27 protein-coding genes are annotated in these 26,176 nt (G+C 37.1%); 10 read left to right on the top strand and 17 right to left on the bottom strand.

The genetic code is table 11. The annotated features are described in order from the left end of the window. Positions 1–100: 100 nt before the first annotated feature. Positions 101–844 carry an amino acid kinase family protein gene (locus ACFPYN_RS01990; protein ID WP_377732225.1) on the top strand — a complete coding sequence of 248 codons (744 nt, stop codon included), beginning with the start codon at positions 101–103 and terminating at the stop codon, positions 842–844. Here the strand turns inward: ACFPYN_RS01990 and ACFPYN_RS01985 are convergent. Continuing rightward, entirely contained in the window at positions 834–1,916 is a 1,083-nt protein-coding gene (locus tag ACFPYN_RS01985) for a CAP domain-containing protein (RefSeq protein ID WP_377732224.1), read from the bottom strand. The genes ACFPYN_RS01990 and ACFPYN_RS01985 overlap by 11 nt on opposite strands. Before the next feature lie 151 nt (positions 1,917–2,067). Here ACFPYN_RS01985 and ACFPYN_RS01980 point away from each other — a divergent pair, with 151 nt between their 5' ends. Both ACFPYN_RS01980 and ytvI read left to right on the top strand, forming a co-directional pair. Beyond that, positions 2,068–2,433 (top strand): YugN family protein, encoded by a 366-nt coding sequence (locus tag ACFPYN_RS01980; protein WP_377732223.1) that lies wholly within the window; start codon positions 2,068–2,070, stop codon positions 2,431–2,433. Between the two features lie 103 nt (positions 2,434–2,536). Continuing rightward, entirely contained in the window at positions 2,537–3,595 is a 1,059-nt protein-coding gene (gene ytvI / locus ACFPYN_RS01975; protein ID WP_377732222.1) for a sporulation integral membrane protein YtvI, read from the top strand. A 415-nt stretch (positions 3,596–4,010) separates the two neighbouring features. Here ytvI and ACFPYN_RS01970 read toward each other — a convergent pair whose 3' ends face one another. From ACFPYN_RS01970 to cyoE, 7 genes are all read right to left on the bottom strand, one after another. Beyond that, entirely contained in the window at positions 4,011–4,472 is a 462-nt protein-coding gene (locus ACFPYN_RS01970; RefSeq protein WP_377732221.1) for a DUF420 domain-containing protein, read from the bottom strand. Between the two features lie 40 nt (positions 4,473–4,512). Beyond that, a complete protein-coding gene (gene ctaG, locus ACFPYN_RS01965; protein WP_377732220.1) occupies positions 4,513–5,427 on the bottom strand; it encodes a cytochrome c oxidase assembly factor CtaG in 915 nt (304 codons plus the stop codon). A 563-nt stretch (positions 5,428–5,990) separates the two neighbouring features. Next, positions 5,991–6,323, bottom strand: coding sequence for a cytochrome c oxidase subunit IVB (gene ctaF / locus ACFPYN_RS01960; RefSeq protein ID WP_377732219.1), 333 nt, complete (start codon positions 6,321–6,323; stop codon positions 5,991–5,993). 1 nt (position 6,324) lies between these two features. Continuing rightward, positions 6,325–6,951, bottom strand: coding sequence for a cytochrome (ubi)quinol oxidase subunit III (locus tag ACFPYN_RS01955; protein WP_377732218.1), 627 nt, complete (start codon positions 6,949–6,951; stop codon positions 6,325–6,327). Continuing rightward, positions 6,951–8,816 (bottom strand): cytochrome c oxidase subunit I, encoded by a 1,866-nt coding sequence (locus ACFPYN_RS01950; RefSeq protein ID WP_377732217.1) that lies wholly within the window; start codon positions 8,814–8,816, stop codon positions 6,951–6,953. Before ACFPYN_RS01950 ends, ACFPYN_RS01955 begins: the two co-directional genes overlap by 1 nt. Positions 8,817–8,850: 34 nt before the next feature. Further along, positions 8,851–9,939 (bottom strand): cytochrome c oxidase subunit II, encoded by a 1,089-nt coding sequence (gene coxB, locus ACFPYN_RS01945; RefSeq protein ID WP_377732216.1) that lies wholly within the window; start codon positions 9,937–9,939, stop codon positions 8,851–8,853. 97 nt (positions 9,940–10,036) lie between these two features. Next, complete coding sequence (cyoE, locus tag ACFPYN_RS01940; protein WP_377732215.1) at positions 10,037–10,954, bottom strand: heme o synthase; 918 nt, start codon at positions 10,952–10,954, stop codon at positions 10,037–10,039. Between the two features lie 323 nt (positions 10,955–11,277). On the opposite strand from cyoE, the gene ACFPYN_RS01935 reads away from it, so the two are divergent. Beyond that, a complete protein-coding gene (locus ACFPYN_RS01935; protein ID WP_377732214.1) occupies positions 11,278–12,198 on the top strand; it encodes a COX15/CtaA family protein in 921 nt (306 codons plus the stop codon). Between the two features lie 34 nt (positions 12,199–12,232). On the opposite strand, the gene pyc is transcribed toward ACFPYN_RS01935, so the two are convergent. The 3 genes from pyc to ACFPYN_RS01920 all read right to left on the bottom strand — a co-directional run bounded on the left by pyc (position 12,233) and on the right by ACFPYN_RS01920 (position 17,200). After that, on the bottom strand, positions 12,233–15,673 hold the full coding sequence (pyc, locus tag ACFPYN_RS01930) for a pyruvate carboxylase (protein WP_377732213.1): 3,441 nt from the start codon (positions 15,671–15,673) through the stop codon (positions 12,233–12,235). A 16-nt stretch (positions 15,674–15,689) separates the two neighbouring features. After that, a complete protein-coding gene (locus ACFPYN_RS01925; protein ID WP_377732212.1) occupies positions 15,690–16,853 on the bottom strand; it encodes an FtsW/RodA/SpoVE family cell cycle protein in 1,164 nt (387 codons plus the stop codon). A gap of 65 nt (positions 16,854–16,918) precedes the next feature. After that, positions 16,919–17,200, bottom strand: coding sequence for a DUF1507 family protein (locus ACFPYN_RS01920; RefSeq protein WP_377732211.1), 282 nt, complete (start codon positions 17,198–17,200; stop codon positions 16,919–16,921). Between the two features lie 326 nt (positions 17,201–17,526). On the opposite strand from ACFPYN_RS01920, the gene ACFPYN_RS01915 reads away from it, so the two are divergent. From ACFPYN_RS01915 to ACFPYN_RS01905, 3 genes are read left to right on the top strand one after another with little or no spacing between them, the layout of a single operon-like run. Beyond that, a complete protein-coding gene (locus ACFPYN_RS01915) occupies positions 17,527–18,027 on the top strand; it encodes a peptidyl-prolyl cis-trans isomerase (RefSeq protein ID WP_377732210.1) in 501 nt (166 codons plus the stop codon). 12 nt (positions 18,028–18,039) lie between these two features. After that, the gene (locus tag ACFPYN_RS01910; RefSeq protein WP_377732209.1) at positions 18,040–18,243 is read left to right on the top strand and encodes a YlaI family protein; all 204 of its coding nucleotides are present in this window, start codon (positions 18,040–18,042) and stop codon (positions 18,241–18,243) included. Beyond that, on the top strand, positions 18,243–18,701 hold the full coding sequence (locus tag ACFPYN_RS01905) for a hypothetical protein (RefSeq protein ID WP_377732208.1): 459 nt from the start codon (positions 18,243–18,245) through the stop codon (positions 18,699–18,701). Before ACFPYN_RS01910 ends, ACFPYN_RS01905 begins: the two co-directional genes overlap by 1 nt. Here the strand turns inward: ACFPYN_RS01905 and ACFPYN_RS01900 are convergent. Together ACFPYN_RS01900 and typA are read right to left on the bottom strand one after the other, a co-directional pair. Next, positions 18,698–19,027 (bottom strand): YlaH-like family protein, encoded by a 330-nt coding sequence (locus ACFPYN_RS01900; RefSeq protein ID WP_377732207.1) that lies wholly within the window; start codon positions 19,025–19,027, stop codon positions 18,698–18,700. The two genes, ACFPYN_RS01905 and ACFPYN_RS01900, sit on opposite strands and share 4 nt — an antisense overlap. A 24-nt stretch (positions 19,028–19,051) precedes the next feature. After that, positions 19,052–20,899, bottom strand: coding sequence for a translational GTPase TypA (gene typA, locus ACFPYN_RS01895; protein ID WP_377732205.1), 1,848 nt, complete (start codon positions 20,897–20,899; stop codon positions 19,052–19,054). 113 nt (positions 20,900–21,012) lie between these two features. On the opposite strand from typA, the gene ACFPYN_RS01890 reads away from it, so the two are divergent. After that, positions 21,013–21,198, top strand: coding sequence for a YlaF family protein (locus ACFPYN_RS01890; RefSeq protein WP_377732203.1), 186 nt, complete (start codon positions 21,013–21,015; stop codon positions 21,196–21,198). A gap of 40 nt (positions 21,199–21,238) precedes the next feature. Here the strand turns inward: ACFPYN_RS01890 and ACFPYN_RS01885 are convergent, their stop codons facing one another. Together ACFPYN_RS01885 and ACFPYN_RS01880 are read right to left on the bottom strand one after the other, a co-directional pair. Further along, positions 21,239–22,030 carry an inositol monophosphatase family protein gene (locus tag ACFPYN_RS01885; protein WP_377732202.1) on the bottom strand — a complete coding sequence of 264 codons (792 nt, stop codon included), beginning with the start codon at positions 22,028–22,030 and terminating at the stop codon, positions 21,239–21,241. Positions 22,031–22,138: 108 nt separating this feature from the next. Next, positions 22,139–22,336: a hypothetical protein gene (locus ACFPYN_RS01880; RefSeq protein ID WP_377732201.1), complete on the bottom strand. Its 198-nt coding sequence runs from the start codon at positions 22,334–22,336 to the stop codon at positions 22,139–22,141. A 140-nt stretch (positions 22,337–22,476) separates the two neighbouring features. On the opposite strand from ACFPYN_RS01880, the gene ACFPYN_RS01875 reads away from it, so the two are divergent. Continuing rightward, entirely contained in the window at positions 22,477–23,124 is a 648-nt protein-coding gene (locus ACFPYN_RS01875; RefSeq protein WP_377732199.1) for a YktB family protein, read from the top strand. A 12-nt stretch (positions 23,125–23,136) separates the two neighbouring features. On the opposite strand, the gene ACFPYN_RS01870 is transcribed toward ACFPYN_RS01875, so the two are convergent. Together ACFPYN_RS01870 and ACFPYN_RS01865 are read right to left on the bottom strand one after the other, a co-directional pair. Beyond that, positions 23,137–23,415 (bottom strand): UPF0223 family protein, encoded by a 279-nt coding sequence (locus ACFPYN_RS01870; RefSeq protein WP_377732197.1) that lies wholly within the window; start codon positions 23,413–23,415, stop codon positions 23,137–23,139. Positions 23,416–23,433: 18 nt separating this feature from the next. After that, positions 23,434–24,390, bottom strand: a complete 957-nt coding sequence (locus ACFPYN_RS01865; protein ID WP_377732196.1) for an NAD(P)H-dependent flavin oxidoreductase — start codon at positions 24,388–24,390, stop codon at positions 23,434–23,436. Positions 24,391–24,677: 287 nt separating this feature from the next. On the opposite strand from ACFPYN_RS01865, the gene ACFPYN_RS01860 reads away from it, so the two are divergent. Beyond that, complete coding sequence (locus ACFPYN_RS01860; RefSeq protein WP_377732195.1) at positions 24,678–26,147, top strand: aminotransferase class I/II-fold pyridoxal phosphate-dependent enzyme; 1,470 nt, start codon at positions 24,678–24,680, stop codon at positions 26,145–26,147. Positions 26,148–26,176 lie beyond the last annotated feature (29 nt).

Genomic DNA, 26,176 nt, shown 5'->3' with positions numbered 1-26,176 from the left:
TACACAAAATGAAATTGACCGAATACATTACAGTCAAGGTAGTTTCATCGTATGTAAGATTTCGGGAAAATGTCACTCATGATAATAAGGAGCGGGTTCAATGATTGTACAGAAATTTGGGGGCATCGCGATGAAAGATAAAAAATCGCGTGAAATATGTATTCGACACATAAAAGAAGGTTTAGTCAAATATAAATCGGTCATAGTAGTTGTGTCTGCAATGGGAAGACTAGGAGACCCCTATTCCACTGACACTCTCATACAATTAACAGATGCTTTTCAACTAGCACCAGAATCTAAAGATGTAGCAGCAATTTGTGGAGAGTTACTATCATCCTCTGTGTTATATGCAGAATGTTTAAAGGAACAAATCCCTTGTCAATTAGCCTATGGTGTGCAGGCTGGAATTTACACAGATGATCGTTTTGGAGACGCCACGATTATTAAAACTTCTAAAAAAGGCATTGAAGAATTACTTCAACATATCCCTTGTGTGATCGTTCCAGGTTTCCAAGGTATTACGACAGACCATCGTTTTACAACATTAGGGCGTGGAGGTAGTGATTTAACGGCTATCTTGTTAGCTTCTTTATTTGATGCTAGCGCTGTCGAGTTTTATAAAGATGTTCCTGGAGTTATGTCTGGTGATCCTAAAAGTTCCAGCAATGTTCAAAAATTATCACATGTCTCATATCAACAGCTTCTAAATCTGTGTGAAACAGCAAAGCATCCTTTACTACAAAAAAAGGCAGTGGATATGGCTGCTAAACACCACGTCCCTCTGCACATTCGTCACTTTGGTTCCTCCGAAGAAGGAACTTGGATAGATTCAACTATTCATTAATGATTGCTCTAGTAGAAATTTCTCGCTCTACAAAGTTTTGTGTATAATACCTTCCAAAGGTGCCAACACCTAAGTGTGTAAAATTTGGTTTCAACAAAACTTTACGGTGGTCCACTGAGTTTAACCAGCCATGCACTACTTCAGCAGAATCATAATAATTTGATCCTATGTTTTCAGCTGCACTGTCATATACAATTTGTGCTTCCGCTAAACGGTTTTCTAAATCACCAAAATCAGGAGATTCATGTGAAAAATAGTTTTCCATTGCCATATCCTCACTGTGTTTGCTTGCTACTATTCCAAGAGCTTCGTCTTCTAACACCGTATCAATCGCATGTCTTGCACGATACACATTCGTCAACTCGAAAAGTAAACGCTCATTTGATTCGTTAATTGCTTTTTGTTCGGTTGTGGAAGGGACATCAGGCGCTAAATAATCTCCTTTATATGTCATTTCATAAGGTTGATGAAGAACCGTTGTTCGAGGATCAGTAAAACGGATGGCTTCAACTACCCCATCCTCCACGTCCACATAAATTTGTGCAAACAGTCCATTAAACTCTACTAATAATCGATTCCTCGTATCTAATTCATTAATAGTAAATGTATAAACATTAGAATCTATTTCGACAGTGATTTCAGACGCAATAATGGTGAAACGGTATAATTCATCAATAGTTTGACCAACTTGATAAGGAAAAGCATCTAGATCTTCACCGGCAATATACACTTGCGTAATGGTATCTTTCGTGACACCAATTAACATGTAACTAGTGAGGGACTTGTTATATACCCACCACTCATAACCAAAAGCAGAGGGTTCAATCCGATTAGGCTCCCCAAGAGATTTTACGATTTCACTTGTTTTTTGGCCTACCAAAGTGGATAGGCCTTTTTCTGGTCGCGGGATAGTTGCCTCTCCAGTAGGTAGCGACAAGTTTTCTTGTGGCAATGCTTGACCTCTTGAACCTGGAGCTTCTAGTAAATCATTTTCTTGAATGGTTTGGTCAGAATAAAAGATGACAGTTAAAATAATTGCTAAAAATAGTAAAATCCGAACCAATACCTTCAATATAACAACTCCTAATAATAGAAATGATGAGTCTAGTATATCAGTGTAAAGCGTTTTGACACAATGTTGTCATTGCAACAGACGTTAAATTACACTATTATAAAATGGAACGCGCGACTTAAGGTTAAGCATGTAAAAGGAGGACGATTGTATGTATTTCGAAAACACAGGTCTTGAAAATACAGCAGCAGATTTAGAATTATTAGATGAAATTATGTTAAACCATGGTCTTGTACGTGAAGGACAATGGGATTATGAACGCGTAACGTATGATAAAAAATATGACATTAAAGAAGGTAGATTCTACCTACGTATTTTCGGTTTCACAAAAGATGGAGATGTTGGTGCTCACGATGCCATTATCACATTGATGAAACCAGTTGTCGGCAAACATTACTACCCACATGGTGTTGAGTATGGAGATCAAGAAGTCTTCCCAGAACACTTAGTGAAATCATGCCAACAAACATTAGCTGCTGTTAAAAAAGACATTAACGCTTTTGAGATTCGCGCATAAATCGAACGCCGAAGAAAGAAATTTCTTCGGCGTTTTTTCTTTCACTTTTCAAATGTGTAAATGTTGTCTATACTTATAACATATGGAAAATGAGGTGTTGCGAATGCCCAAGTGGATTACGAAAAAGTTTTTGATCATCGCTTTATTCATTTTATTACTTATTCTTTTTATTGCGTTTGTACTTCCTCTTGCAGTGCCCATTCTTTTAGCTTTAATTACAGCATTTTTACTCGAGCCTGTAGTGAAATGGAGTAAACACAAGTTAAATTGGAGCCGTAAACCCGCAGTTATTACTGTATTTATTTTATTTTTACTTCTCATTACAGCTACTTTATATTTTACAATCACACAATTGATTGGACAAATTATTCATTTAACAAAAATTGCACCTGACTACTTTAATACATTGTCACTTTCTTGGATGAATGTACAAAGTAAATTGTTTAGTTTTACTCAAGGCATGCCAATCGAAGTGGTGTCTTCAATTAATCAGGAATTAGACCAATTTTTAAAACTTATGCGAGAAGCAATTTTAGGGGTTATCAGCTACGATAGTATCACTACCCTACTTACAGAAATCCCTAATTTTTTAGTCAGTTTTATCGTATACATAATTACATTATTTTTATTTATGTTAGATTTAACGGATTTAAAAAAGATGGTATTTCGTCATCTCACACCTGCAACTGCAGAAAAAGTTCGCTTCATGACGTCTCGATTAAATTCAGTTATATTCGGTTTTATGAAAGCACAATTACTTGCGAGTTTATTTATTCTAGTAGGTAGTTTCATTGGCTTGTTATTCATAGCTCCTGAATATGCAATTGTTATGTCAATTGTCATATGGATCGTCGACATTATTCCTATATTAGGTTCTATCGCCATAGTGGGACCGTGGTCATTGTATCAATTTGTCACTGGCGATGTGGCTTTAGGAACCAAATTAGCAATCCTTGCATTAGTTCTACTTATCATTAGAAGATCAGTTGAACCTAAGCTAATGGGCTCACAAATTGGTCTGTCCCCTCTTGCTACATTAATTGCGATGTTTATCGGGCTACAAATTTTTGGGTTTTTAGGATTGATAATTGGACCATTCGTCGTCATCATTTTCACTACAGCGAAAGAAGCTGGCATAATAAAAACCAATTTCAAATTATAAACAAGAGCCAATCACCTTATTTACTATGGTGATTGGCTCTTGTCATTTGATAGATGTTTAGAAATTCATTTCAATGGCAGTGTAGTTCTAACTAACTATTTAGTAAAAGGAATCCGCCTTGCAAGCTCGTTATTTCGCAGGAAATAATTGTGCGAAAGTAGTTTGGTCATATTCTTTGCCACGTGTAACTATAAGAGTAGGCTTTTTGATGTATTTGCCAACAAATATGAGGTTTTCCATACTTGTTGACTCTTACGGAACGTGAGCCTAGTACAAATGTACGATAAACAAAAGCATCAATAAAAAATTAACTGATTCATTAAATAGCCTAAAGTATTTTGTTGATATAGTAGAACAAAAAAAGCACATTTGCGACTAGCGCAAATGTACAATAAAAGTTTAGCAGAGCCTTTATTTAAAAGCCTAAGATAGCTTTAAAGACAGAAGTTGTTTCTCCGCCTTGATAGATAATATAAAGTAAAGAGTATACCATGACTCCCGTAATGGCTGTAAAGAACCAAATAATACTAGTGATCGGCCCAATTCTACGGTGTCTCTTTAGATTGTTTTTATATCCAGCCCAAATCGTTACAAGTCCAAATACAGCACCTGTTGTGGCTAAAATGATATGAAAAACCAAAAAGACTGTGTAATAGATTTTATATTCTTCAGGTCCCCCAAAGGCAGTATTACCAATGAATAATGTACGTGAAACATAAATAATAAAGAAGGTTAATGCCGCGATAGCTGCCGCAAACATCGTTTTTTTATGAGCTTCAATTTTCCCTTTAACAACCAATACCCAACCAATTGCAACTAGCACTGCACTTAACACAATAAAAAATGTACTTATCGTGGATAATAATAGTGAACTCATCTCTTTTTTCCCCTAACACTCATCTACTAATAATAGTTGATTATTTGTTTGCTGCAAAAGCTTGACGCTCTAGTAACGCATTATTCGTAATCTCATCTGCATTTTCTTGTTCAGATCTATACCACTGGAAGAAAACCATCGCCAAGAGAACGCCATAAATGATTTCTTGGATAATTTTCATAATAACTCCGCCTAATCTTTGATCTTCAATCGTAGACATACTTGAAAATAGTTCAGGTCCCGATAATGTTAAACCTGCTAGCTTCGATGATGGCACACATAGTTCCATAGCTTTTAACCACGCATCCCCACTAGTATACGTTGCATACATAGGCTGATTAGCAAAGATAATTAAAGCGCAGGCAGGAGTTATTAATATCGCGCTGCCAATAATATAACCAATCTTACTCAGTCCATGAACTTGGTGTTCACCTTGTAATTTATTCATAATTGGCCACCACAAGAAAATCGATGAAATGAAAAGTAAGAGCGTAAATAAAATATGATACCATTCGTTTTGCTTGATGAAATCGAAAATAAGAGGAATATGATAGATTGAAAACAAACCACTAAATACGATTAATGCTAGTAATGGCTTGGTGAAAAAACGAAACATCGGATTAATGAATCTATTTTCGATTAATGGCTTCCATATCCAAACTGGAATTCCAGCTATCAGTAAAGGTGGTACCAACATCAATAGTAAGGCCATTTGCGCCATATGGACAGAAAATAAAATATGTCCCAATAAATCTGCTGGAGATCCTTTAACGACATAAAGCAATACAATTGCAATGACGAATGCACTTGCCTCTTTTATACTTAACGGCTCATTACCTTGAAACAGATGTCGCTTTTTGATAGTAATGAAAAAATAGAGTGTTATAACAAATATAGAGGAAATGATAAAAACCGGACTCCATAATGCTTGAAAACCAAATATGCTTAAAGGCATCGAATATCGCTCCTTTTATCTTCAGTAGTTCTATTATAAATCTCAATCTCCATAACATCAATGAACGAACTATGAACAATGCAAGTCAATAAAAAAAACGGGCAAAGTGCGCCCGGTCCTATTAAGAAGAGTAACCATAGTAGAATGTTGATTTCCGCTACGGTGGGCGCTATTCGCGGGCACGGCTTCAGTGTCTCCTCGTCACTGCGAAAACATATGCTCCTGCGGTTTCTCGTCGCAAAGATACTGGCTCTTGGCCAGTATCTTTGCTGTGGGGTCTCTTCAGCTCATGCACCTGGGCTTCAATCAACTAATATAAATAGGAACTATGATTATAGGTTGGTTTAACTTAGAATCATTTATTCGTGTCTTCGCAATAAGCAACTGATAGATTTTCTTGTTGGTTACTACTCACTTCATGAATTGTAGCGGAAATCAACAATATTATTGAATCAATCTTTTTGTTCCTGAAACGGATTATGGAACTAAAATTATATACTTTCCTATCTAATAAAAAAAAGAGCTAGGAAAATAAATTTCCCTAGCTCTTTTCGATTCTTTACTTACCACCAAACAATTGTTAAGAATGTTAATACAGTAATGAATGCAACAACTGATCCACTGAATAAAAACAGTTTTGCATTTTCATGACCTTTATGGCTCATATGCATGAAGTAATACAATTGCATAATTACTTGAATTACTGCTAATAACAAAATGATTGGTACGACTAAATTCGGAGAAAAATCAGCATAGACTGCTGAAAATGCAATCAATGTTAAAAAAATCATTAACGCAAAAGTCGTCACTTGACCGCGCATTTCATTTGCAGCTTTACGGCGGCCATATTCAAACTCAGTTTTAGTTCTCATTTGATTTTGTACATCGTGTGCCATTTTAACCCACAACTCCCATCAAATAGACTACCGTGAAGATGAATACCCACACGACGTCAATAAAGTGCCAGTATAGTGAAGCTAAATAGAACTTAGGTGCATTGTAAAGGTTTAATCCGCGTTTCGAATTACGAATCATTAAAAGAATAAACCATCCAAGTCCAATGACTACATGCAATCCGTGAGTTCCTACTAAAGTAAAGAATGCAGTACTAAATGCACTTTGATCATAAGTAAATCCTAAATGAACATAGTGGTTAAACTCGTAAATTTCAAAACCAAGGAATGCCGCACCTAGAAGAACGGTAATCATCAACCAAGCTTGCATTGATTTGAAATTATAATTTTTCATGTGATACATAGCATACACACTTGTCAAAGATGATGTTAATAGTAACATGGTCATGATAAATACTAAAGGTAACTCAAATAACTGTTGTGTTGTGAATTCCATACCAGCTGGCCCTTTGTTTTTAAGAGCCAAGTAAGTAGCAAATAAGCTTGCGAATAAAACAGTTTCACCACCAAGGAAAAGCCAAAAACCTACGAATTTATTTTTTGCTTCTAGTGTCGAGTTTTCTGGATTCTGCGGCCATGATTGTGGGGTGTACTTAGTATTTAAGTCCATTACTGTTTACCCCCTTTATTATCCATCAAATCTTCTTTATGAATATGGTAGCCAAGATCATCTTTCAATGAACGTGTTCCCATAGATATAAATGTAATTAACAATCCTAGAATTAATACCGGAACTGCCCATGCCTGTTCTCCGTTATATAAAGCTCCAAAAGCTCCTACGAATAAACCAAACGACATGACAAAAGGAATAATTGAATTGTTTGGCATATGAATATCACCGATTGGCTCAGCATATGTCATTCCTTCTTTATTTCCTTCTTGTTTTTCAATCCAGAATGCATCTAGACCACGAACAAGTGGTGTTTGTTTAAAGTTATAAAAAGGAATTGGTTGTGGAATTGCCCATTCAAGTGTTCGACCATCGCCCCAAGGATCACGGCCAACAGTTTTATTTTGAGCAATTGTCATAACGATATTTACTAATAATATAATTACAGCTACCGCCATGAAAACAGCACCGGATGAACTAATCGCATTGAACAAATCCCAACCTTGATCTTTTCCGTATGTGAACACACGACGAGGCATACCTAGTAAACCTAAGAAATGTTGAACAAAGAAAGTTAAGTTAAAGCCAAGTAAGAATAACCAGAATGTGATTTTCCCTAATTTTTCACTTAACATCGTGTTAAACATTAATGGCCAGTAGAAATGCAAGCTAGCTAATAATCCTAATACTGTCCCACCCACAATTACATAATGGAAGTGAGCGACGATGAAGTAAGAATCATGTAATTGGTAATCAAGAGGCGCTGACGCTTGCATGACTCCCGTTACACCACCGGCTACGAACATAGGAATAAATGCAACAGCATATAACATGGCTACTGTAAATTTAATACTTCCGCCCCACATTGTTAACAGCCAGTTAAAGATTTTAACACCTGTTGGAACAGCAATAGCCATTGTAGCTACAGCGAATATTGCGTTTGCTGTTGCCCCAAGACCCGTTGTAAACATATGGTGAGCCCAAACCATGAAACCTAAGAAACCGATTAATACAGTTGCAAAGACCATTGCTGAGTAACCAAATAAACGTTTACGTGAGAAAGTTGCAAAAATTTCCGAGAATACACCAAACATCGGTAAAATTAAAATGTACACTTCAGGATGTCCGAAAATCCAGAATAAATGCTCCCAGATAACTGTATTACCACCCATAGTATGATCAAAGAAATTCCCACCAAACATACGGTCAAAAATCATTAAGAACAATCCTACAGTTAAAGGAGGGAAAGCAAATAAGATTAATGCAGATGCTACAAATGTAGACCATGTAAATAATGGCATACGCATGTAAGTCATTCCTGGAGCACGCATGTTAATTATTGTTACTAGGAAGTTAATTCCGGCGATTAACGTACCACCACCTGAAATTTGAAGCCCTAATGCATAAAAATCAATACCGTGACTTGGAGATGCTAATGCTAAGGACGCATAAGACGTCCACCCAGCGTCAGGTGCTCCACCCATAAACCATGATAAGTTTAAGAAAATTCCTCCAAAGAAGAACATCCAGAAACCAAGAGAGTTTAAGAATGGGAAAGCTACGTCACGTGCACCAATTTGAAGAGGTACAACGGCGTTCATAAAAGCAAATATAAGTGGCATGGCTGCCAAGAAAATCATGGTTGTACCATGCATTGTAATAATTTCGTTGTATAAACCTGCACTCACAAAGTCATTGTCAGGTTTTGCAAGTTGGATACGTATAAGCATAGCCTCAATACCACCAACGATAAAGAAAAATCCGCCGGTTATGAGGTAAAGGATGGCAATTTTCTTATGGTCTACTGTTGTTAAATAGTCCCAAAGAGTGGCTCCAAAGCCTTTTTTCTGTGCGATTAAACTCACAACTTTAACCTCCTTCTTGTCATTCTCTAGAAGATCAATCTTCTACAGATAGTCCCATTAAGTATTCTGTCAGAGCTGTGAGCTCTTGATCTGTAAAATCCTTACCATTATTAATTTCTTTTGGTTGTGGCATTAAGTTTCCAGGTTTGTATTCTTCTGGATTACTAATCCACGCTTTAATTTTTTCTTCATTATGTTCCATAAATCCAGCGACTCGGTTACGATCACCGAACGTTGCTAAGTTTGGACCTACACCACCTGTAGAACCTGAGCCTGATACAGCATGACACGTGATACAGCTAGTATTGAAGATTTCTTGACCTTGTTGAGCTACGTCACCTTCAGGTGTTTGTTCTTCAGCAGAAGCTTTCATATCTGCAGCCCATGCATCAAAGTCATCACGTTCTAAAGATTTAACTTTAAAGTCCATTAACGCATGTGAAGGACCGCAAAGTTCCGCACACTTACCATAGAACACGCCATCTTCAAGGCCATCTGAAGCATTGTCAAATTCTAAATAGAACTTATTGAGATTATCAACGTTTACATCTAATTTACCACCTGCAGCAGGAATCCAGAATGAGTGTTTTACATCCGCTGCTATTAGGTTAAAGTAAACCTTTTCTTTGGTCGGCACAACTAATTCTTGAGCAGTTACAATTCCTAAATCAGGATACTCAAATTCCCACCAGTACAGATTTGCTTTAACGTTAACAGTAACCGCTTTTGCATTACCGTCTTCATCCTTTTTATCCATGCCACTTACGTCAGCTAAGTTGTATGTAGCAATTACAGTTGGAACAGCCAAAATTAAAAGTAAAATAATTGGAATGATTGTCCAAATAAGTTCAAGTGTGTGATTTCCTTCAACTTGTTTTGGAATCACATTTTCCCCAACTTTAGAACGACGGAACTTCATGATTACGAGAATATAAACGATCATAACCACAACAATTACAAGAACCATGATACCTGTTGAAAGTACCATTAAATTTAATTGATCTCTTCCGACTTGTCCCGCTGGCTTTAGTGTCGATAACCGCTCGTCACCACATCCAGATAAAAAGACCATTAGAGCAGTCACAAGTGAAAAGAGACGCCATTTTTTGATCCCTTTCATCATAGCTTAATCAACCCCCTCTTCCTTTAAGTATTCAAATGTAAATTAGTTCTGGTTCCATTCTATATGAATTCTACATTCAAAGAAAGAATCCCAATAGTTAGCTAAAAATCGAGAAAATAATCATCGAAACAAACATGATGGTCATGTAATTTAAGGAATAAATAAACATGCCTTTTGCCCATTTTAAATCATCTTCCGCTTTAAAGCCTTTTAGTGCAAGTGCGAGCCAACCTAGATTTAACACAGTTGCCAGGACGAGGAACCATATCCCGAGCTGCATGAGTAAGAATGGAAGAGGAAAAAGAACTAAAATCCACAGCAGCATGGAGCGCTTCGTATAAGCAAACCCTTTAACAACCGGCAACATTGGAATCCCCGCTGCTCGATATTCTTCCGTTCGTTTCATTGCAAGTGCATAAAAATGAGGTGGTTGCCAAGCAAACATGATGAGAAATAGTGCAAGTGCTCCCCATCCTAAAGTTGGTTCAACTGCCGCCCAACCAATGACGGGTGGAATGGCACCAGAAATACTTCCAACAATGGTATTGCTTACATGCTTTCTTTTTGACCACATGGAGTATAAAACAACATAACTGATAATACCAGCTAGTCCCCAAACTCCAGCGGAAACCGATGCCATAAACAACAAAATCTCACCAACAACTAAAAAGGATAGAGAAACGGACAATACGGCAGTAGGTTTAAATCTGCCAGTCACAGTTGGTCTTGATTTTGTTCTTGACATTATCGGATCAATATCACGATCGATGAAGTTGTTCATTGCTCCTGAACCAGCAATAATCAAAGCTGCACCAAATAGTGTGTAGAACATCAAATCTAGTTCGTCTAAAAAGTGACGATTTGAAAATTGGAAAGCTAACCACAATCCCGTAAACGCAGTTACCAGGTTTGAGTTTACAATTCCAATCTTGATTAAAGCAAGAAAGTCCTTAACAAAAGATGTTGTTACAGGATTCGCATCTGCACTTGCAGAAATCGCTCGACCGTTTGACATGAAACTCCCCCTTTCAAAGTTGTAAGCATATTCCGCTTCCTTTACTATATCGAAAAACTGAAGTTATTTCTATATCTAACTTGAAATTCGATAAAACGCATAAAGCGGTTTCTTGTCAACGATACACAACATCTCTATACTAAAGCATTTCTGGGATAGGTTTGTGAATGGAAAAAGAATTTTTTATGAACAATTTGTGAAAAGGCGAATCGTATTGTTGGAGTTTGTTGGCTAGACATTGTATTTTGGCTTTTTCTTAGCTATTATCAAACAAGCAGGTATCGCTTTTTAGCGACTAGTATTATACAAAGTAGGTGTCATTCATGCAACAAAGTAAATACTTAAAATGGTTTGCTGTTGCTGCAACAATCGGTATGTTGCTCATTCTTCTTGGTGGAGCACTTGTGACCAAAACAGATAGTGGCATGGGTTGTGGCAGACATTGGCCAGGATGTAATGGACAATTAATACCAGATAATATTACTACAGAAGTGTTAATTGAATTTTCTCACCGGGTCGTAACTGGATCTGTCGGTTTTCTTATATTAATATTATCGGTGTGGTCATGGAAAGTGATGGGTCATATACGCGAAACAAAATTCTTAGCTGTAATGGCTATGTTTTTCTTGATTCTACAAGCCTTAATTGGAGCTGCACAAGTTTTGTGGGGACAAGGTGATTTTATTTTAGCCCTCCATTTCGGCATATCCTTACTGTCTTTTGCTTCCGTGTTATTGCTAACACTCCTTATTTTCGAAGTTGATCGGAAATTTGATGCTGATAAATTAAGGATTGGTTCAAAATTAAAATGGCATACAGTCGGAGTTACGCTTTATTCTTATATTGTAGTGTACACAGGCGCACTCGTTCGACATACAGATTCTGGTTTAATATGCTCGGATTGGCCACTGTGTAACAACGATAAATTTTCTTTCCCTGCAAATCTTTACGAATGGGTACAGATGGGACATCGAACTGCTGCAGCTTTGATTTTTATATGGATTGCATATATTGCTTGGCATGCATTTAAACAATATAAAGACCAGCGAGTTTTATTCTACGGTTGGATGATTGCTTTTGTTATTGTTTCACTTCAAGTAATCGCAGGCATGCTCGTCGTTTTAACTAAACTTAATTTATACTTTGCTTTAGTTCATTCCCTATTGATATCCTTACTATTCGGTTTATTGTGTTATATGATATTACTTCTATCACGTAGCCGCTCTAAAACAACACAAAAATAAAAGCAGTTCCGCTAACCGCGGAACTGCTTTTATTTTATTCTTTTTCCATTTCTATTAATAAGTCACCCTTCGCAATAGAAGTTCCTGCTGAAACATGAATTTCTTTCACTACACCATTATATGGAGCTTGAACCGTTGTTTCCATTTTCATTGCCTCCGTAATAAGTAAATGATCGCCGCGTTTCACTCGACTACCATTCGCAATTACAACTTTCAAAACCGTACCTGGCATTGTTGCACCAATATGACTTGGATTTGAAAGATCTGTTTTAGGCTTCTGTATAACGTCAGACTCAACTGTCATATCTTGAATGATTACTTCTCGAGGTTGACCATTTAATTCAAAATAAATCACTCGATTGGCATCTGATTGCGGTTGGCTAATTGATACCATTTTAATAATTAACGTTTTCCCTTTTTCAATCTCAACTTCTATTTCTTCCCCTAAACGCATCCCGTATAAGAAAGTTGGCGTATCAAGTACTGATACATCACCAAATTTTTTCTCCATGACTGAATATTCGTCAAACACTTTTGGATACAACGCGTATGCAAGGACTTCATGGCTGTTGACTGGTCGACTAAGTTTGTGGAAAAGTTCTACTTTCAATTGTTCAAAATCAACGGGTTCCAACAATTCTCCTGGACGTACCGTAATGGCTTCACGATCTTTTAATATTACTTTTTGTATTTCTTCAGGGAATCCACCATAGGGTTGGCCGATGTACCCTTGGAAAAATTCAATAACTGAATCTGGGAAATCAATTGTTTTCCCACGTGTCAATACCGTTTCTTCAGTTAAATCATTTTGGACCATAAAGAGTGCCATATCCCCTACCACTTTGGAAGAAGGAGTTACTTTTACGACGTCACCAAACATGATATTTACATTTGAATACATTTCTTTTACATCTTCAAAACGAGCACCTAGTCCTACTGCTTTTGCTTGTTGTTGCAAGTTAGAATATTGACCACCAGGCATTTCGTGAACATAAATTTCTGTATGTGGACTCATCATACCTGATTCGAATTCTTTGTAATATTTACGTACATCTTCCCAGTAATGAGATAGTTGCTCAAGAGCTTTTATATCTGTACGTATTTCACGTTTACTGCCCTTTAAGGCATAGGATAATGAATTGGCACTTGGTTGTGATGTTAATCCAGCCATCGTTCCAAGGGCTGTATCGACGATGTCAACACCAGCTTCGATCGCTCTTGCATATAAGTAAATACCGTTACCACTGGTATCATGTGTGTGTAAATGAATAGGTAATGATACCGTTTCCTTTAACTCTGAGATTAAACGATAGGCCGCTTCCGGTTTTAATAACCCAGCCATATCTTTAATCGCTAAAATATGAGCTCCTGCAGATTCTAATTCTTTGGCCATTTCTTTATAATAAGCCACTGTATATTTAGCACGATTATCATCTAAAATATCACCTGTGTAACAAATCGCTGCCTCTGCGATTTTACCTGATTGACGAGCAGAATCAATGGCAACTTCCATTCCTTTAATCCAGTTCAAGCTATCAAAGATTCGGAATACATCGATACCTGCTTCGGCTGACTCTTTAATAAACTCGCGAATAACATTGTCTGGATAGTTTTTATATCCAACAGCATTAGCTCCACGTACGAGCATTTGAAGTAACACATTAGGAATCATCTCACGCATTTTCAGTAATCGATCCCATGGATTTTCTTTTAAGAATCGATAGGCAACGTCAAATGTTGCCCCTCCCCACATTTCAAACGAGAAGGCATCATGCATAGCTCTCGCCGACTGCTCTGCAATTTCATACATATCATTAGATCGAACGCGAGTCGCAAGAAGCGATTGATGTGCATCACGGAAGGTTGTATCAGTTATCAACACATCTTTTTGCTCGTGAATCCATTTAACAAGACCTTCTGCTCCACGCTCATTCAAAATTTGTTTAGTACCAGACATTGGAGGAACAAGTAAATCAATTTGTGGTTTTCTTGGAACAGCGAAAACCGGCTTCAAATCTTTTTCGATTCCTGGGAATCCATTTACTGTAACGTTCCCTATATAATTTAATAATTTAGTTCCACGGTCTTTTCGAGTTGGGAACAAAAATAATTCAGGAGTAGAATCAATAAAGCTAGTATTGAAATTTCCTGTGATGAAATTCTGATGTTTGACAACGTTTTCTAAGAACGGAATATTTGTTTTTATGCCGCGAATACGAAATTCTTGTAGGTTTCTATCCATTTTTGCAGCAGCTTCTTTAAACGTTTTCCCCCATGTTGATACTTTTACTAATAGAGAATCGTAATAAGGAGAAATAACAGCACCTTGATAGCCATTACCTGCATCTAAACGGACACCAAACCCTCCTCCAGAGCGATATACACTCAATTTGCCAGTATCAGGCATGAATTGATTTAAAGGGTCTTCTGTGGTCACACGTGACTGAATAGCGAATCCAAACAATGGAATGTCTTTTTGAGCTGGCATACCAATTTCTTCTTCATGTAATACTGAACCATCTGCAATATGAATTTGAGTATGAACGATATCAATTCCCGTTATCATTTCAGTAATGGTATGTTCAACTTGAATTCGAGGATTTACTTCGATGAAATAAAATTCATCTCCAGCGACCAAGAACTCAACTGTGCCGGCGTTTATGTATTTTACATTGTTCATTAACTTAACCGCTGCATCGCAAATACGATTTCGCAATTCATTTGATATGGAGTTGGAAGGGGCAATTTCAACTACTTTCTGATGTCTTCGTTGGATTGAACAATCACGCTCATATAGATGAACCAAATTACCATGTTTATCTCCTAATATCTGAACTTCAATATGTTTAGGCTTTTCAACCAATTTTTCTACGTATAATTCGTCTGAACCAAAAGCAGCTTTCGCTTCTGAACTCGCTCGTTCAAAGGCCGATTCTACATCATCTGCTGTTGGAACAACTCGCATCCCACGACCGCCTCCGCCTGATGAAGCTTTCACCATTAAAGGGTATCCATTTGCGTCACCAAAAGCTTTTACTTCTTCTACAGTTAGAACAGGTCCGTCACTACCTGGTATAACAGGTATACCCGCTAATACAGCTTGTGTACGGGCTTTTACTTTATCTCCAAACATATTTAAATGCTCAGAAGTAGGACCGATGAATATAATTCCTTCTTCTTCACAGCGTCTTGCAAAATCTGCGTTTTCAGAAAGAAAACCATATCCTGGGTGAATCGCATTCGCGCCACTATCCTTAGCGATTTTCAAAATTCCTTCAATGTCTAAATAAGCATCAATTGGTTTTTTACCATCTCCAACTAAATACGATTCATCTGCTTTGTATATATGGAATGAACCACTGTCTTCTCTTGAATAGATCGATACGGTCGGCAGGTTTAATTCGGTACATGCCCGGAAGATACGAATGGCAATTTCTCCGCGGTTAGCTACTAAAATCTTTTGAATCGTTTTCATAATGAGACGACACCCCTTAGCTTCGTGTTTTTTCGAACTTTACAAACATTGAGACATTTAACAATATTCCCATAGCTAAAGATAACAAAACAACAGACGTTCCGCCATAACTAATAAAAGGCAAAGGCACTCCTGTTAGAGGAATTAAGCCTAAAAGCCCACCTAAGTTAATGAAAGTTTGAAAGCCTATTAGACTACCAACACCGGTGGCAATCATACGCGCTTGAGTATCTTCTGTACTTAAAGCAATACTAAAAGCACGTAAAACAATAAATCCGAGACCACCAATTACAAGTAAAGTCCCAAGTATACCTAATTCTTCAGCAATAATGGCCATGATGAAATCCGTTTGTGGTTCCGGTAGATAGCCTTGTTTTTGAATAGATTGTCCTAAACCCAGCCCTTTAATTCCTCCTGCCCCGATTGCTAAATAGCCATTTACAATTTGAAATCCTGACTCTTGCTCATACTTAAATGGATTCAAGAAAGCTTCTAAGCGCTCCACTCGCTTCGGTGTAATAAATCGACCACGGAATAAATATAGAATTGGCGACAAAACAACGATTGCAGCAGATATTATTCCGAACAGTTTAGCAAAAGTCTTAAAGCGTATACCACTTGCCAATAATGTTGAGACTGTTACAAATAACATAATTGCAGCTGATCCCATATCAACTTCACTTAATACGGAGAAAAATGCCAAGACTAACACAATTATAGGCTGAGAAATTGAATTTTCAAGTGAATCTAAATTCCCTTTCGCTCTTTTATTAGCAAAGACACTAGCAAAATATAAGATTAATATAATTTTTGCCAGTTCAGAAGGTTGCAATCTTAGTGGACCTAGATTGATCCAACTTTGAGCACCATTCACATCATCACCTATAAAGTGAACGCTAGCGAGAAACCCAAACATGACAAAAAGCATCAATGCCATTATTGGTTTGCGTCGATAGTGCTTATACGGAATAAATGCACCTATTAAAAATACGGGAAAAGCAACTAATAAGTTTATGATTTGTCGTTTATAAAAAAAATCCGATTCATAGCCATATACATTTACGGACCAAACCATACTGGCACTATAAATCATTACTAACCCAAAAAGACATAAGAACATGTATGTAATAAATAATGGGTAATCAAAGTTTTTTGTGTAGCGTTTTATATATGAAATCATGGGAAACCTCTTTTTCTTTTATCTAGCAAAAAAACTCAAACACATATTGAGTTTGAGTTTCTTACTTATTTCTTTGTATAAGCATCGTGCATTACTGATAGTTCTTTTTCAAGTGTCGAAAGAATTATCTTTCCTTCTTCACGCTCCATAAGACCTAGTTTTACGGCAAAATCAATTTCTTTAGATAAACCATACATCTGGGTATCTAAGACTTCTTCGTATAGTGGGCATTGTGGCAATGTTAAATGATCAATTTGAACCTTGATCAATTTTGCTATTTTCTCAGCATCGGCTTTTAAAAGTTCAACAGCTCTTTGCTGGTACGATTGTTGTGATTTAGTATCCATGAGGACGCCCCCATTACCTTATATTGTCTTAATAAATTGTATCTTTCTAGAGACAAAATTGCAAGTATCGCTTCAAAAACCAATGTTTACAAACTTAATTCTTTTTTACCTTTAGTCAAAAGGTTATACTATAAGAGCGAATTCAAAAAGGATCATAAAAAGAGCCAAGTAGGTCGAGGAGGTACATCCTTCGAGGACCGGAACGTAAGGTGTTAATACGTGAGGACCAGAGAAGCAAGCCAACGAAGAGATGCGACAGCTATTTTTAAAGGACTTTTTGAACTACCTATAGATGAAACGCAATTTGTATTGGAGGCACCAACAGAATGGAAATCATTATTCCTATAAAAGGCGAAGTCAATTTTAAAATAACACTAGATCCAGCGGTGTGGATTTTTGATGATCGACGCATCGATTTAAATACATTTTTCACGGAACAACAAATTGAAAAAAATGAGTTGGAAGACTATACAAAAAAAATGTCCGCTCACTGGTCTCGTGAAATAATGGAAGGCGCAACTTTACCACCAACTATAAAAACCGAAAAGAAATATGAGAGAACTAAAATGTTAACAGGTACATTTGGTATCTATTTAAAGCATTTTTTGAAAAATGCTGAAATAAAAGATGGTGCTAAAGCTGTAATTATCGAAACAGCTAGCGGTGAAGAACATTCTTTTTCACTAGAACAAGCAGACTCTATTATCTTTAAATATAGTCAAGATGGAAAACCATTACGTGAAGATGGTCCTGTCTACGTACTTCTAGCAGATGGTTCAAACTTAGAAAACCCCATTAAACATGTGTCAGCAGTTCGAGTAGATTAGGAGGTTAGTTCGATGCGTGTAAAATGTGTCATTTGTGATACCATCAATCAATTACTTGATGATTCACCTCAAGCAAAAAAACTCCGAAATCGCCCAATTCATACATATATGTGTGATCCTTGCCATGAGCGGATTGAACAAAAAACAACCGCTCGTTTAGCAACTGGGCATTTTGTATTTTACAAAAGCTCCCGCAAAATAGAAGAAGATTTCTAATGACTACTAAACATAAAATTATCAGTACTTTATACATGGGAATAGCTAGCGGTATTTTGCTAGGCTTACTTCTAAAATTAGTTGAGTTTGTCAGCCAAATTCGGGTTTATACCTTATTGCTAAATGTTGACTTCATTCCATTTATAGGTCAAATTGAATGGTCTGAACCTATTGAATTTCTTTTTCACGTCATCGTTTCTATCTGTATTGCTTATGTATTTATTTACCTAGCAGAATTACTACATTTTAAGAAATCCCTATTAAAGTTATGGTTGTTAAGTTTTATCTTATGTTTACCTACACTGGGTTTATATTTTATTTTAAGTGTTTCCGCAATTAAAGAGGTTCCGGCATGGAATGATTGGCTAGCATTTACTTACTGGACAATCGCTCATTTGATATATGCCTGGGTATTACCACTCTTATATTTGAAAACAATAAAAAAAGAGAAGTACTAGCTTGCGCTAGCGCTTCTCTTTTTTTCATTGTGCAAACGAATTTTATATAAAATTAAAATCATTGCAGCAACTATTAATCCTTCCACAACGGGTAGGAAGAAAGCTAAAAATGTTAGCATTATGCATCCCAAAAACAAAAAGAGATAAATAACTACATTTTGAGACATCTTTAACTTCTTAGCAAAACCGAGTTTATAAACTACTATAGAAAGTACGAAAATGACAAGAAAAAGAGCATATCCTGCCATTTCGTAGGTTGGAAGGAAGTCATATAAAAAGCGAGCAGTTGGGTACATTTTGTCATAGACAAATTGCTGTTCTTCCAAAATTCCTCAACCTTTCAATCATTCTTAATTATTTTCAGCTGTTTTAGTCTTTTTCGTTACGCGTTCACGTTCAGCTTTATCAAGCACTTTTTTACGTAAACGAATAGAAGCTGGTGTGATTTCACAATACTCATCATCATTTAGGTATTCAAGTGACTCTTCTAAAGTCATGATACGTGGTTTTTTTCTAGTTGTCGTTGCTTCTTTATTTGCAGAACGAATGTTGTTGGCTGCTTTCATTTTCGTAATGTTAACTGTTAAGTCATTATCACGAGTATGCTCTCCAACGATCATTCCTTCATAAATTTCAGCACCTGGTTCAGCGAAAATCGTACCACGATCTTCAATTCCTAGAATTCCGTACTCAGAAGCTGTACCTGTAGACATTGCTACAAGAACACCTTTACTACGTCCACCTACACGACCTTTTTGCATTGGTTGGTAGCTATCGAATGTGTGGTTAATGATTCCGTATCCACGAGTTAATGTCATGAAATCAGTTGTGTATCCGATTAATCCACGAGCAGGTACCATAAATACTAAACGTACTTGACCTGAACCGTTATTAACCATATCAAGCATTTCACCTTTACGTTCACCCATTGATTCAATAATTGAACCAACATGTTCTTCAGGTACATCAACTTGTACACGTTCAACTGGCTCACAACGAACGCCATCAATAACACGCACGATTACTTCAGGTTTCGATACTTGTAACTCAAAACCTTCGCGACGCATGTTTTCAATCAAGATAGACAAATGTAATTCTCCACGACCAGATACTACCCATGCATCAGGAGAATCTGTAGGGTCTACACGTAATGATACGTCTGTCTGAAGTTGAGATTGTAAACGCTCATCAATTTTACGAGATGTTACCCATTTACCTTCACGTCCAGCAAAAGGACTGTTGTTCACTAGGAACGTCATTTGAAGAGTTGGCTCATCAATACGTAAAATTGGTAATGCTTCAGGATGTTCTGTTGGACAAACTGTTTCTCCAACGTTGATATCTTCCATTCCTGATACGGCAATTAAATCACCAGCATGAGCATGTTGAATTTCAATACGTTTTAGACCCATAAATCCAAACATTTTTGTAACACGGAAGTTTTTCACTTTACCGTCTAATTTCATAAGAGATACTTGTTGTCCAACTTCCATAGTTCCGCGGAATACGCGACCAATACCAATACGGCCTACATAATCGTTGTAATCTAAAAGAGATACTTGGAATTGAAGAGGCTCTTCTTTGTTATCCACAGGTGCTGGAATGTGTTCGATGATTGCATCATAAATTACTTTCATGTTTTCTTCTTGGTCTGCAACGTCAGATGAAAGACTTGCAGTACCGTTCATACCTGATGCAAAAATAACTGGGAATTCTAATTGCTCATCGTTTGCTTCAAGTTCAATGAAAAGTTCAAGAACTTCGTCCACAACTTCTTCAGGACGTGCAAAGTCACGGTCAATTTTGTTTACAACTACAATAGGTTGTAAGTTTTGTTCAAGTGCTTTTTTCAATACGAAACGAGTTTGTGGCATACAGCCTTCATACGCGTCAACTACTAGTAAAACACCGTCTACCATTTTCATAATACGTTCTACTTCTCCACCAAAGTCAGCGTGGCCAGGCGTGTCAAGAATGTTAATCTTCACATCTTTATATTGGATCGCTGTATTTTTAGCTAGGATTGTTATACCGCGCTCACGCTCGATATCACCTGAATCCATGGCACGCTCGTCCACATGTTCATTTGAACGGAAAGTACCAGATTGTTTTAACATTTGGTCAACTAGAGTAGTTTTACCATGGTCAACGTGGGCAATTATTGCAATATTTCTTAGGTCTTGACGTAAATTAGTCATTGTTTCACTCCATATCTTTTTTCGAGTCCTTAACTGTGTTATTATAGCACATGTTATACATATTTGTCTGATTTCTTGTTGAAAAATTTCATTATTATTTGGAGGAACATTCCGTGAAAAATATTAAATGGGTATTTACACTATATTCCCTGCTAGCTTTACTATCGATGTTTGCTATTGGAATTTCCGTTGGATTACGCAGTATACCAGGGATTCTAGCAAGTATTTTATTACTAATCCTTGTAATGGGATTTGGCTTTAAGACGAAAAAGAAAATGCGAGACAAAGGTTTACTATAGTAGATAGAGCAAGAAATGGCACTTCGCCATTTCTTGCTTTTTATTTTAATGTAATATAATCGTTTAATAAAGAATCGTGCAAACTTTTTCTCGCTACAAGAAATGTATCTTGTTCTAAAAACTTTAAGGGTTGTCCATTTAAATTTGTTGCTACCGCGCCGACTTCTTGAGCAATCACAACACCTCCAGCTATATCCCAAGGCGATAAACGCATGGACATATAAGCATCGATTCGTCCAGTTGCGACATAGGCTAGTTCGAGTGCTGCTGAACCATATGAACGTATACCTCTAACATCTTTAACGAGCCTTATTAGTCCTTCATTTTCAATATGACGGTTTGGCACTACCCAACTAGCGTTCAAGCCAATAATAGCTTGTGAAATCGTTGTTGACTCTAGTACAGGGATGGGTTCGTCATTTAAATAGGCTCCGTGTCCTTTTTGTGCACTATATAATTCGTCATGTATCACATCATATATGTACCCTAGGATTCCAATACCATCCTTGTAAATACCCAGTGAAATAGCAAAATTTCTTTGCTGATGAATGAAATTCATCGTGCCATCAATCGGATCTAACATCCATACATAACCATCGAGCTTTGTGAGACGATCACCAAATCCTTCCTCACCTAAAATCAAGTGACCTTGATAATCATTGCGAATATGTCGAATAAAAAATTGTTCGATTTCTTTATCTATATTGGTCACCAAATCATTGGCATCTGCTTTTGATTCAATTGCCAATTCGCTTGAGAATGACTGACGAATCTTTCTACCCGCTTCTTTAATTAATCCTTTTGCATACCGATCGAGTTTTTGAAGTTCCAATGAACTAGCCGCCTTTCTAAATCACTAGCCTTTATTATAAACAAAAAAGCACCTGATGTCAGAAATAGACCATTAGGTGCTTACATATTAATATGAACTGTTCTATTTTTAACGTAACGCATGCAAGGCCTCCAACTCAGAATGGATCTCGCTTAGTCTCGCTTTGCTCTTGTCAATTTCTGTTTGATTTTTTTGTTGAATGGCATCGAACAGAGAGGCAAGTTCATAGTCAAGTTCTAACTTTAATCCAAGTATTAGTTTTTTCTCTACATCTTGCTTGCGAACGATTTGAACAACCTGTTTCATGGTCTTACACCCCTTTTCTTTTTTAATTCAAAATATTCTGAATGTTTTATATACAATATGTTATGAAGTTAAATTTGTCAACTTCATTAAGACTACTTACAAGATTTTTTCCCATATTTTGATTAAACTAAACATAGGAAATGCGAAAGGTGGAAATAAATTTGAAATACACATGGGAACAAGCAGATTTTGAGGTTTTCCAAATAGAAGGTTTAGAACATCGTATGCAAGCTTTGATTGAAAAAGTCCGACCAAAATTCGAAGCATTCGGTCATACATATGCATCTTACTTTTCAAGTAACACGGGAGATGAATTCTATCCTCACGTAGCTAGACACGCAAGGCGTTCTGTTAATCCACCAAAAGATTCATGGGTCGCTTTTGCTCCTTATAAACGAGGATACAAAGCCATACCTCATTTTCAAATCGGCTTATGGGGGACACATGTATTTATTATTTTAGCTGTTATTTACGAAGCTCCTGATAAAGTACAAATTGCTGAAAGATTATTAAAAAAGAAAAGCTTATTTAAAAAGATGCCACAAGACTTCATCATTTCGGGTGATCACATGTCCCCTGAAGCTTTTCCTTTGAAGAACGCACACAAAGAACTATTACCCTCTTTATTAGATCGGTTGCGTGATGTGAAAAAAGCAGAATTTATTGTAGGTAGACATATTTTGAGCGAACAAGCTGTTGAGATGTCCGAAGAAGCGTTTGATATTTTTGTAGAAGAAACGTTTGAAGCACTTCTACCTATATATAATATGATGGTTAATAAAAAATAAAGGAGCAAGGGATTATTTCCCTGCTCCTTTTATAATTGCACCTTTAGTAGTCTCTTTCATTTTTTTGATAATTGGATAACAGATATATCCGCTTTCTTTTTCAAAATCTCGGAAGTAGGTTTTTTCTTCAGCCATTGATGGGACAACTTCTTTAAATCCTCGATATTTTTCCATCAAGACTTCTCGATTAACTCCTTCTAGATAAGCGTGTTCTATGACTTCAAAAAATTGAACGACGGCGATGATTTCCTTTGTCGACCAATCTTTTGAAAATGGATATGAAAAACTCATGGTTACTTCACCCTTTCCTTACCTCCATTTTACGCGGAAGTCTTCTGCTTGGGAAATCATTCTCACAAATAATTCTTCCACACTAGGGATATCGTCTATCAAACCTGCTACTTGACCTGCCCAACCGAACCCTTGCGTTTCTAAACCATCATAAATATAGTGTTTGTTTGCTTGACCGCTAATATACTCTTTTAATGCTTCGTACGTCGGAGTAGAAGCTTCAATTTCATGAATTTTTTCTGTCCATGGATTTATGAGTACTCTCGCAGGAGCTCCAATTGAACGTTTAATAACTGTTGTCCCAGTTTCGGAGCTATCTATTAATGCTTGTTTATATACATGTGAAGCATGGACACATTCTTTTGTCGCAATAAAGCGCGTTCCCATTTCAATCCCTTCTGCACCTAGAGCAAGTGCAGCCATTAATCCACGGCCATCTCCGATACCACCTGATGCAATCACCGGAATCGACACAGCATCGACGACACGCGGTACAAGAACCATTGTGCCAACATCGTCACGCCCTAAGTGTCCCCCACCTTCTTGCCCCACTACCATTACGGCATCAGCACCAAGTTCTTCTGCTTTTTGAGCTTGTCTAGTTGCTGCTACTAAGACTAACTTTTTAATAGCAGTTCCTTTCAGCTGATTAAAAATAGCTGTAGGATTACCGCCAGTCATCGATACAACTGGTACATTCTCTTCAATTGCCACATCCAGCATATGAGAAAACGGACGTCCTTGCTCTCCAATAGCGAAGTTAACACCAAACGGTTGATCGGTTAGTGAACGCACTTTATGTATTTCTTTTCGCAGCGCCTCTGGTGTCTCCAAACTCATCGCTGTAATTTGACCCAGTCCTCCAGCATTTGACACAGCTGCCGCCAAATCTGCATATGCCAAATAAGCGAGTCCTCCTTGTATAATTGGATATTTTATATGTAGTAAGTCTGTAATACGTGTTTGCCAATTCATTTATGATACTCCTCCTATCGCTATATGTAGTTTATTCGTCTCCTTTGTCGAAATTCCTTTAAATATTTATGGTCATCTGTTGTTCAAAATGCTATAATTCACTTGTTTTTCATTTTAATTATTTGTTCAAAAGAAGCTTAAAAGGAACCGAGGATAAAAGTCGGAGATGTCAGTTTTACTTTTTCGCATCTATTCGATTAGTAATGGGCAACCTGTATCCTTAGAAACCCGGCTATTTTAAGCGAACGATTTGAACTATCTTTTGAGAAAGTTGAGGTGGTACGACATTGTCACAGTTAGAAACCCCTTTATTTGATGTCTTGCTAAAACATCGCAATAGACATCCTATTCAATTTCATATTCCTGGTCATAAAAAAGGAAATGGTGTCGATCCAGCTTTTCGTGAATTCGTTGGCGATAACATTCTTTCCATCGACTTAATTAATATTGCTCCTCTTGATGATTTACATTCACCAAAAGGTGCTATAAAAAAAGCACAAGAACTAGCCGCAGAAGCTTTCGGAGCTGATTTCACATTCTTCTCCGTACAAGGGACAAGCGGTGCTATTATGACGATGATTTTAAGTGTTTGTGGACCAGGAGACAAAATAGTGGTGCCACGAAATGTCCATAAATCTATCATGTCTGCCATTGTATTCGCTGGTGCAACACCGGTGTTTATACATCCAGAAGTCGATCCAGAACTAGGAATTTCACACGGTATTTCTGCAGAGTCTGTGGAAAAAGCTCTCGAAGTTCACCCTGATGCTAAAGCAGTGCTTGTGATTAACCCTACTTATTTTGGTATTGCTGCAGACTTAAAACGTATTGTTGATATTTCACATAAACGCGGAATCCCCGTGTTAGTCGATGAAGCTCACGGCGTCCATATTCATTTCCATGAATCATTACCTATATCTGCTATGGCAGCTGGAGCAGATATGGCGGCAACTTCAGTCCACAAACTTGGGGGCTCAATGACTCAGAGTTCTGTGTTAAATGTACGTGAAGGTTTAGTTTCATCTAAGCGTGTTCAGTCGATATTATCCATGTTAACAACTACCTCTACATCGTATCCAATCTTAGCTTCGCTAGATACTGCGCGACGCCAATTAGCGATTAATGGACATGACTTATTGACAACAACAATCCGTTTAGCAAAAGATGCTCGCAAACGTATTAATCAAATTCCAAACCTACGATGCGTAGGAAGTGAGATATTACGCACGTCAGCTACATACGATATTGATCCAACCAAACTACTAATTAGCGTTAAAAACTTAGGTATTACTGGTCACCAAGCTGAAGAGTGGCTGCGTGAAAAAGCAAACATCGAAGTTGAATTATCGGATCTCTATAATATTTTGTGCATCGTGACGATTGCAGACTCTAAAAAAGAATTAAATATATTAGTAAATGCGCTTCAACGTATGTCTAAAGATTTTGAATCGGAAGTCACGATAATTGAACCTTTTGTAACCATGCCAGATATTCCGCGTTTAGCAATGACTCCACGTGATGCTTTTTATGCGACGACGGAAGTTGTACCTTTTGCAGAATCTGTTGGCCGCATTTCAGCTGAATTTATAATGGTTTATCCACCAGGCATTCCAATTTTCATTCCTGGAGAAATCATTACTGAAGATAATATTGCCTATATTCATATGAATATTGAAGCAGGCTTACCGGTTCAAGGACCGGAAGACGATGAATTGAAGTTAATTCGTGTCATTAAAGAACATAAGGCTTTTTATTAAGCGAATGAATGAAAAAGGCTGAGACTCCT

Origin of the sequence: Paenisporosarcina macmurdoensis (genome assembly GCF_042658845.1) — a bacterium.
Lineage (GTDB): Bacteria > Bacillota > Bacilli > Bacillales_A > Planococcaceae > Paenisporosarcina > Paenisporosarcina macmurdoensis.
The sequence above is the reverse complement of the archived record's forward strand: the minus strand, read 5'-3'. Positions and strand labels throughout refer to the sequence as shown.

Excerpts from the sequence above, each read along its gene's own strand:
- ACFPYN_RS01990 (WP_377732225.1), top strand. The coding sequence starts at position 101 with ATGATTGTACAGAAATTTGGGGGCATCGCGATGAAAGATAAAAAATCG.
- ACFPYN_RS01980 (WP_377732223.1), top strand. The coding sequence starts at position 2,068 with ATGTATTTCGAAAACACAGGTCTTGAAAATACAGCAGCAGATTTAGAA.
- ytvI (WP_377732222.1), top strand. The coding sequence starts at position 2,537 with ATGCCCAAGTGGATTACGAAAAAGTTTTTGATCATCGCTTTATTCATT.
- ACFPYN_RS01970 (WP_377732221.1), bottom strand. The coding sequence starts at position 4,472 with ATGAGTTCACTATTATTATCCACGATAAGTACATTTTTTATTGTGTTA.
- ctaG (WP_377732220.1), bottom strand. The coding sequence starts at position 5,427 with ATGCCTTTAAGCATATTTGGTTTTCAAGCATTATGGAGTCCGGTTTTT.
- ctaF (WP_377732219.1), bottom strand. The coding sequence starts at position 6,323 with ATGGCACACGATGTACAAAATCAAATGAGAACTAAAACTGAGTTTGAA.
- ACFPYN_RS01955 (WP_377732218.1), bottom strand. The coding sequence starts at position 6,951 with ATGGACTTAAATACTAAGTACACCCCACAATCATGGCCGCAGAATCCA.
- coxB (WP_377732216.1), bottom strand. The coding sequence starts at position 9,939 with ATGATGAAAGGGATCAAAAAATGGCGTCTCTTTTCACTTGTGACTGCT.
- cyoE (WP_377732215.1), bottom strand. The coding sequence starts at position 10,954 with ATGTCAAACGGTCGAGCGATTTCTGCAAGTGCAGATGCGAATCCTGTA.
- ACFPYN_RS01935 (WP_377732214.1), top strand. The coding sequence starts at position 11,278 with ATGCAACAAAGTAAATACTTAAAATGGTTTGCTGTTGCTGCAACAATC.
- pyc (WP_377732213.1), bottom strand. The coding sequence starts at position 15,673 with ATGAAAACGATTCAAAAGATTTTAGTAGCTAACCGCGGAGAAATTGCC.
- ACFPYN_RS01925 (WP_377732212.1), bottom strand. The coding sequence starts at position 16,853 with ATGATTTCATATATAAAACGCTACACAAAAAACTTTGATTACCCATTA.
- ACFPYN_RS01920 (WP_377732211.1), bottom strand. The coding sequence starts at position 17,200 with ATGGATACTAAATCACAACAATCGTACCAGCAAAGAGCTGTTGAACTT.
- ACFPYN_RS01915 (WP_377732210.1), top strand. The coding sequence starts at position 17,527 with ATGGAAATCATTATTCCTATAAAAGGCGAAGTCAATTTTAAAATAACA.
- ACFPYN_RS01910 (WP_377732209.1), top strand. The coding sequence starts at position 18,040 with ATGCGTGTAAAATGTGTCATTTGTGATACCATCAATCAATTACTTGAT.
- ACFPYN_RS01905 (WP_377732208.1), top strand. The coding sequence starts at position 18,243 with ATGACTACTAAACATAAAATTATCAGTACTTTATACATGGGAATAGCT.
- typA (WP_377732205.1), bottom strand. The coding sequence starts at position 20,899 with ATGACTAATTTACGTCAAGACCTAAGAAATATTGCAATAATTGCCCAC.
- ACFPYN_RS01880 (WP_377732201.1), bottom strand. The coding sequence starts at position 22,336 with ATGAAACAGGTTGTTCAAATCGTTCGCAAGCAAGATGTAGAGAAAAAA.
- ACFPYN_RS01875 (WP_377732199.1), top strand. The coding sequence starts at position 22,477 with ATGCGAAAGGTGGAAATAAATTTGAAATACACATGGGAACAAGCAGAT.
- ACFPYN_RS01870 (WP_377732197.1), bottom strand. The coding sequence starts at position 23,415 with ATGAGTTTTTCATATCCATTTTCAAAAGATTGGTCGACAAAGGAAATC.
- ACFPYN_RS01865 (WP_377732196.1), bottom strand. The coding sequence starts at position 24,390 with ATGAATTGGCAAACACGTATTACAGACTTACTACATATAAAATATCCA.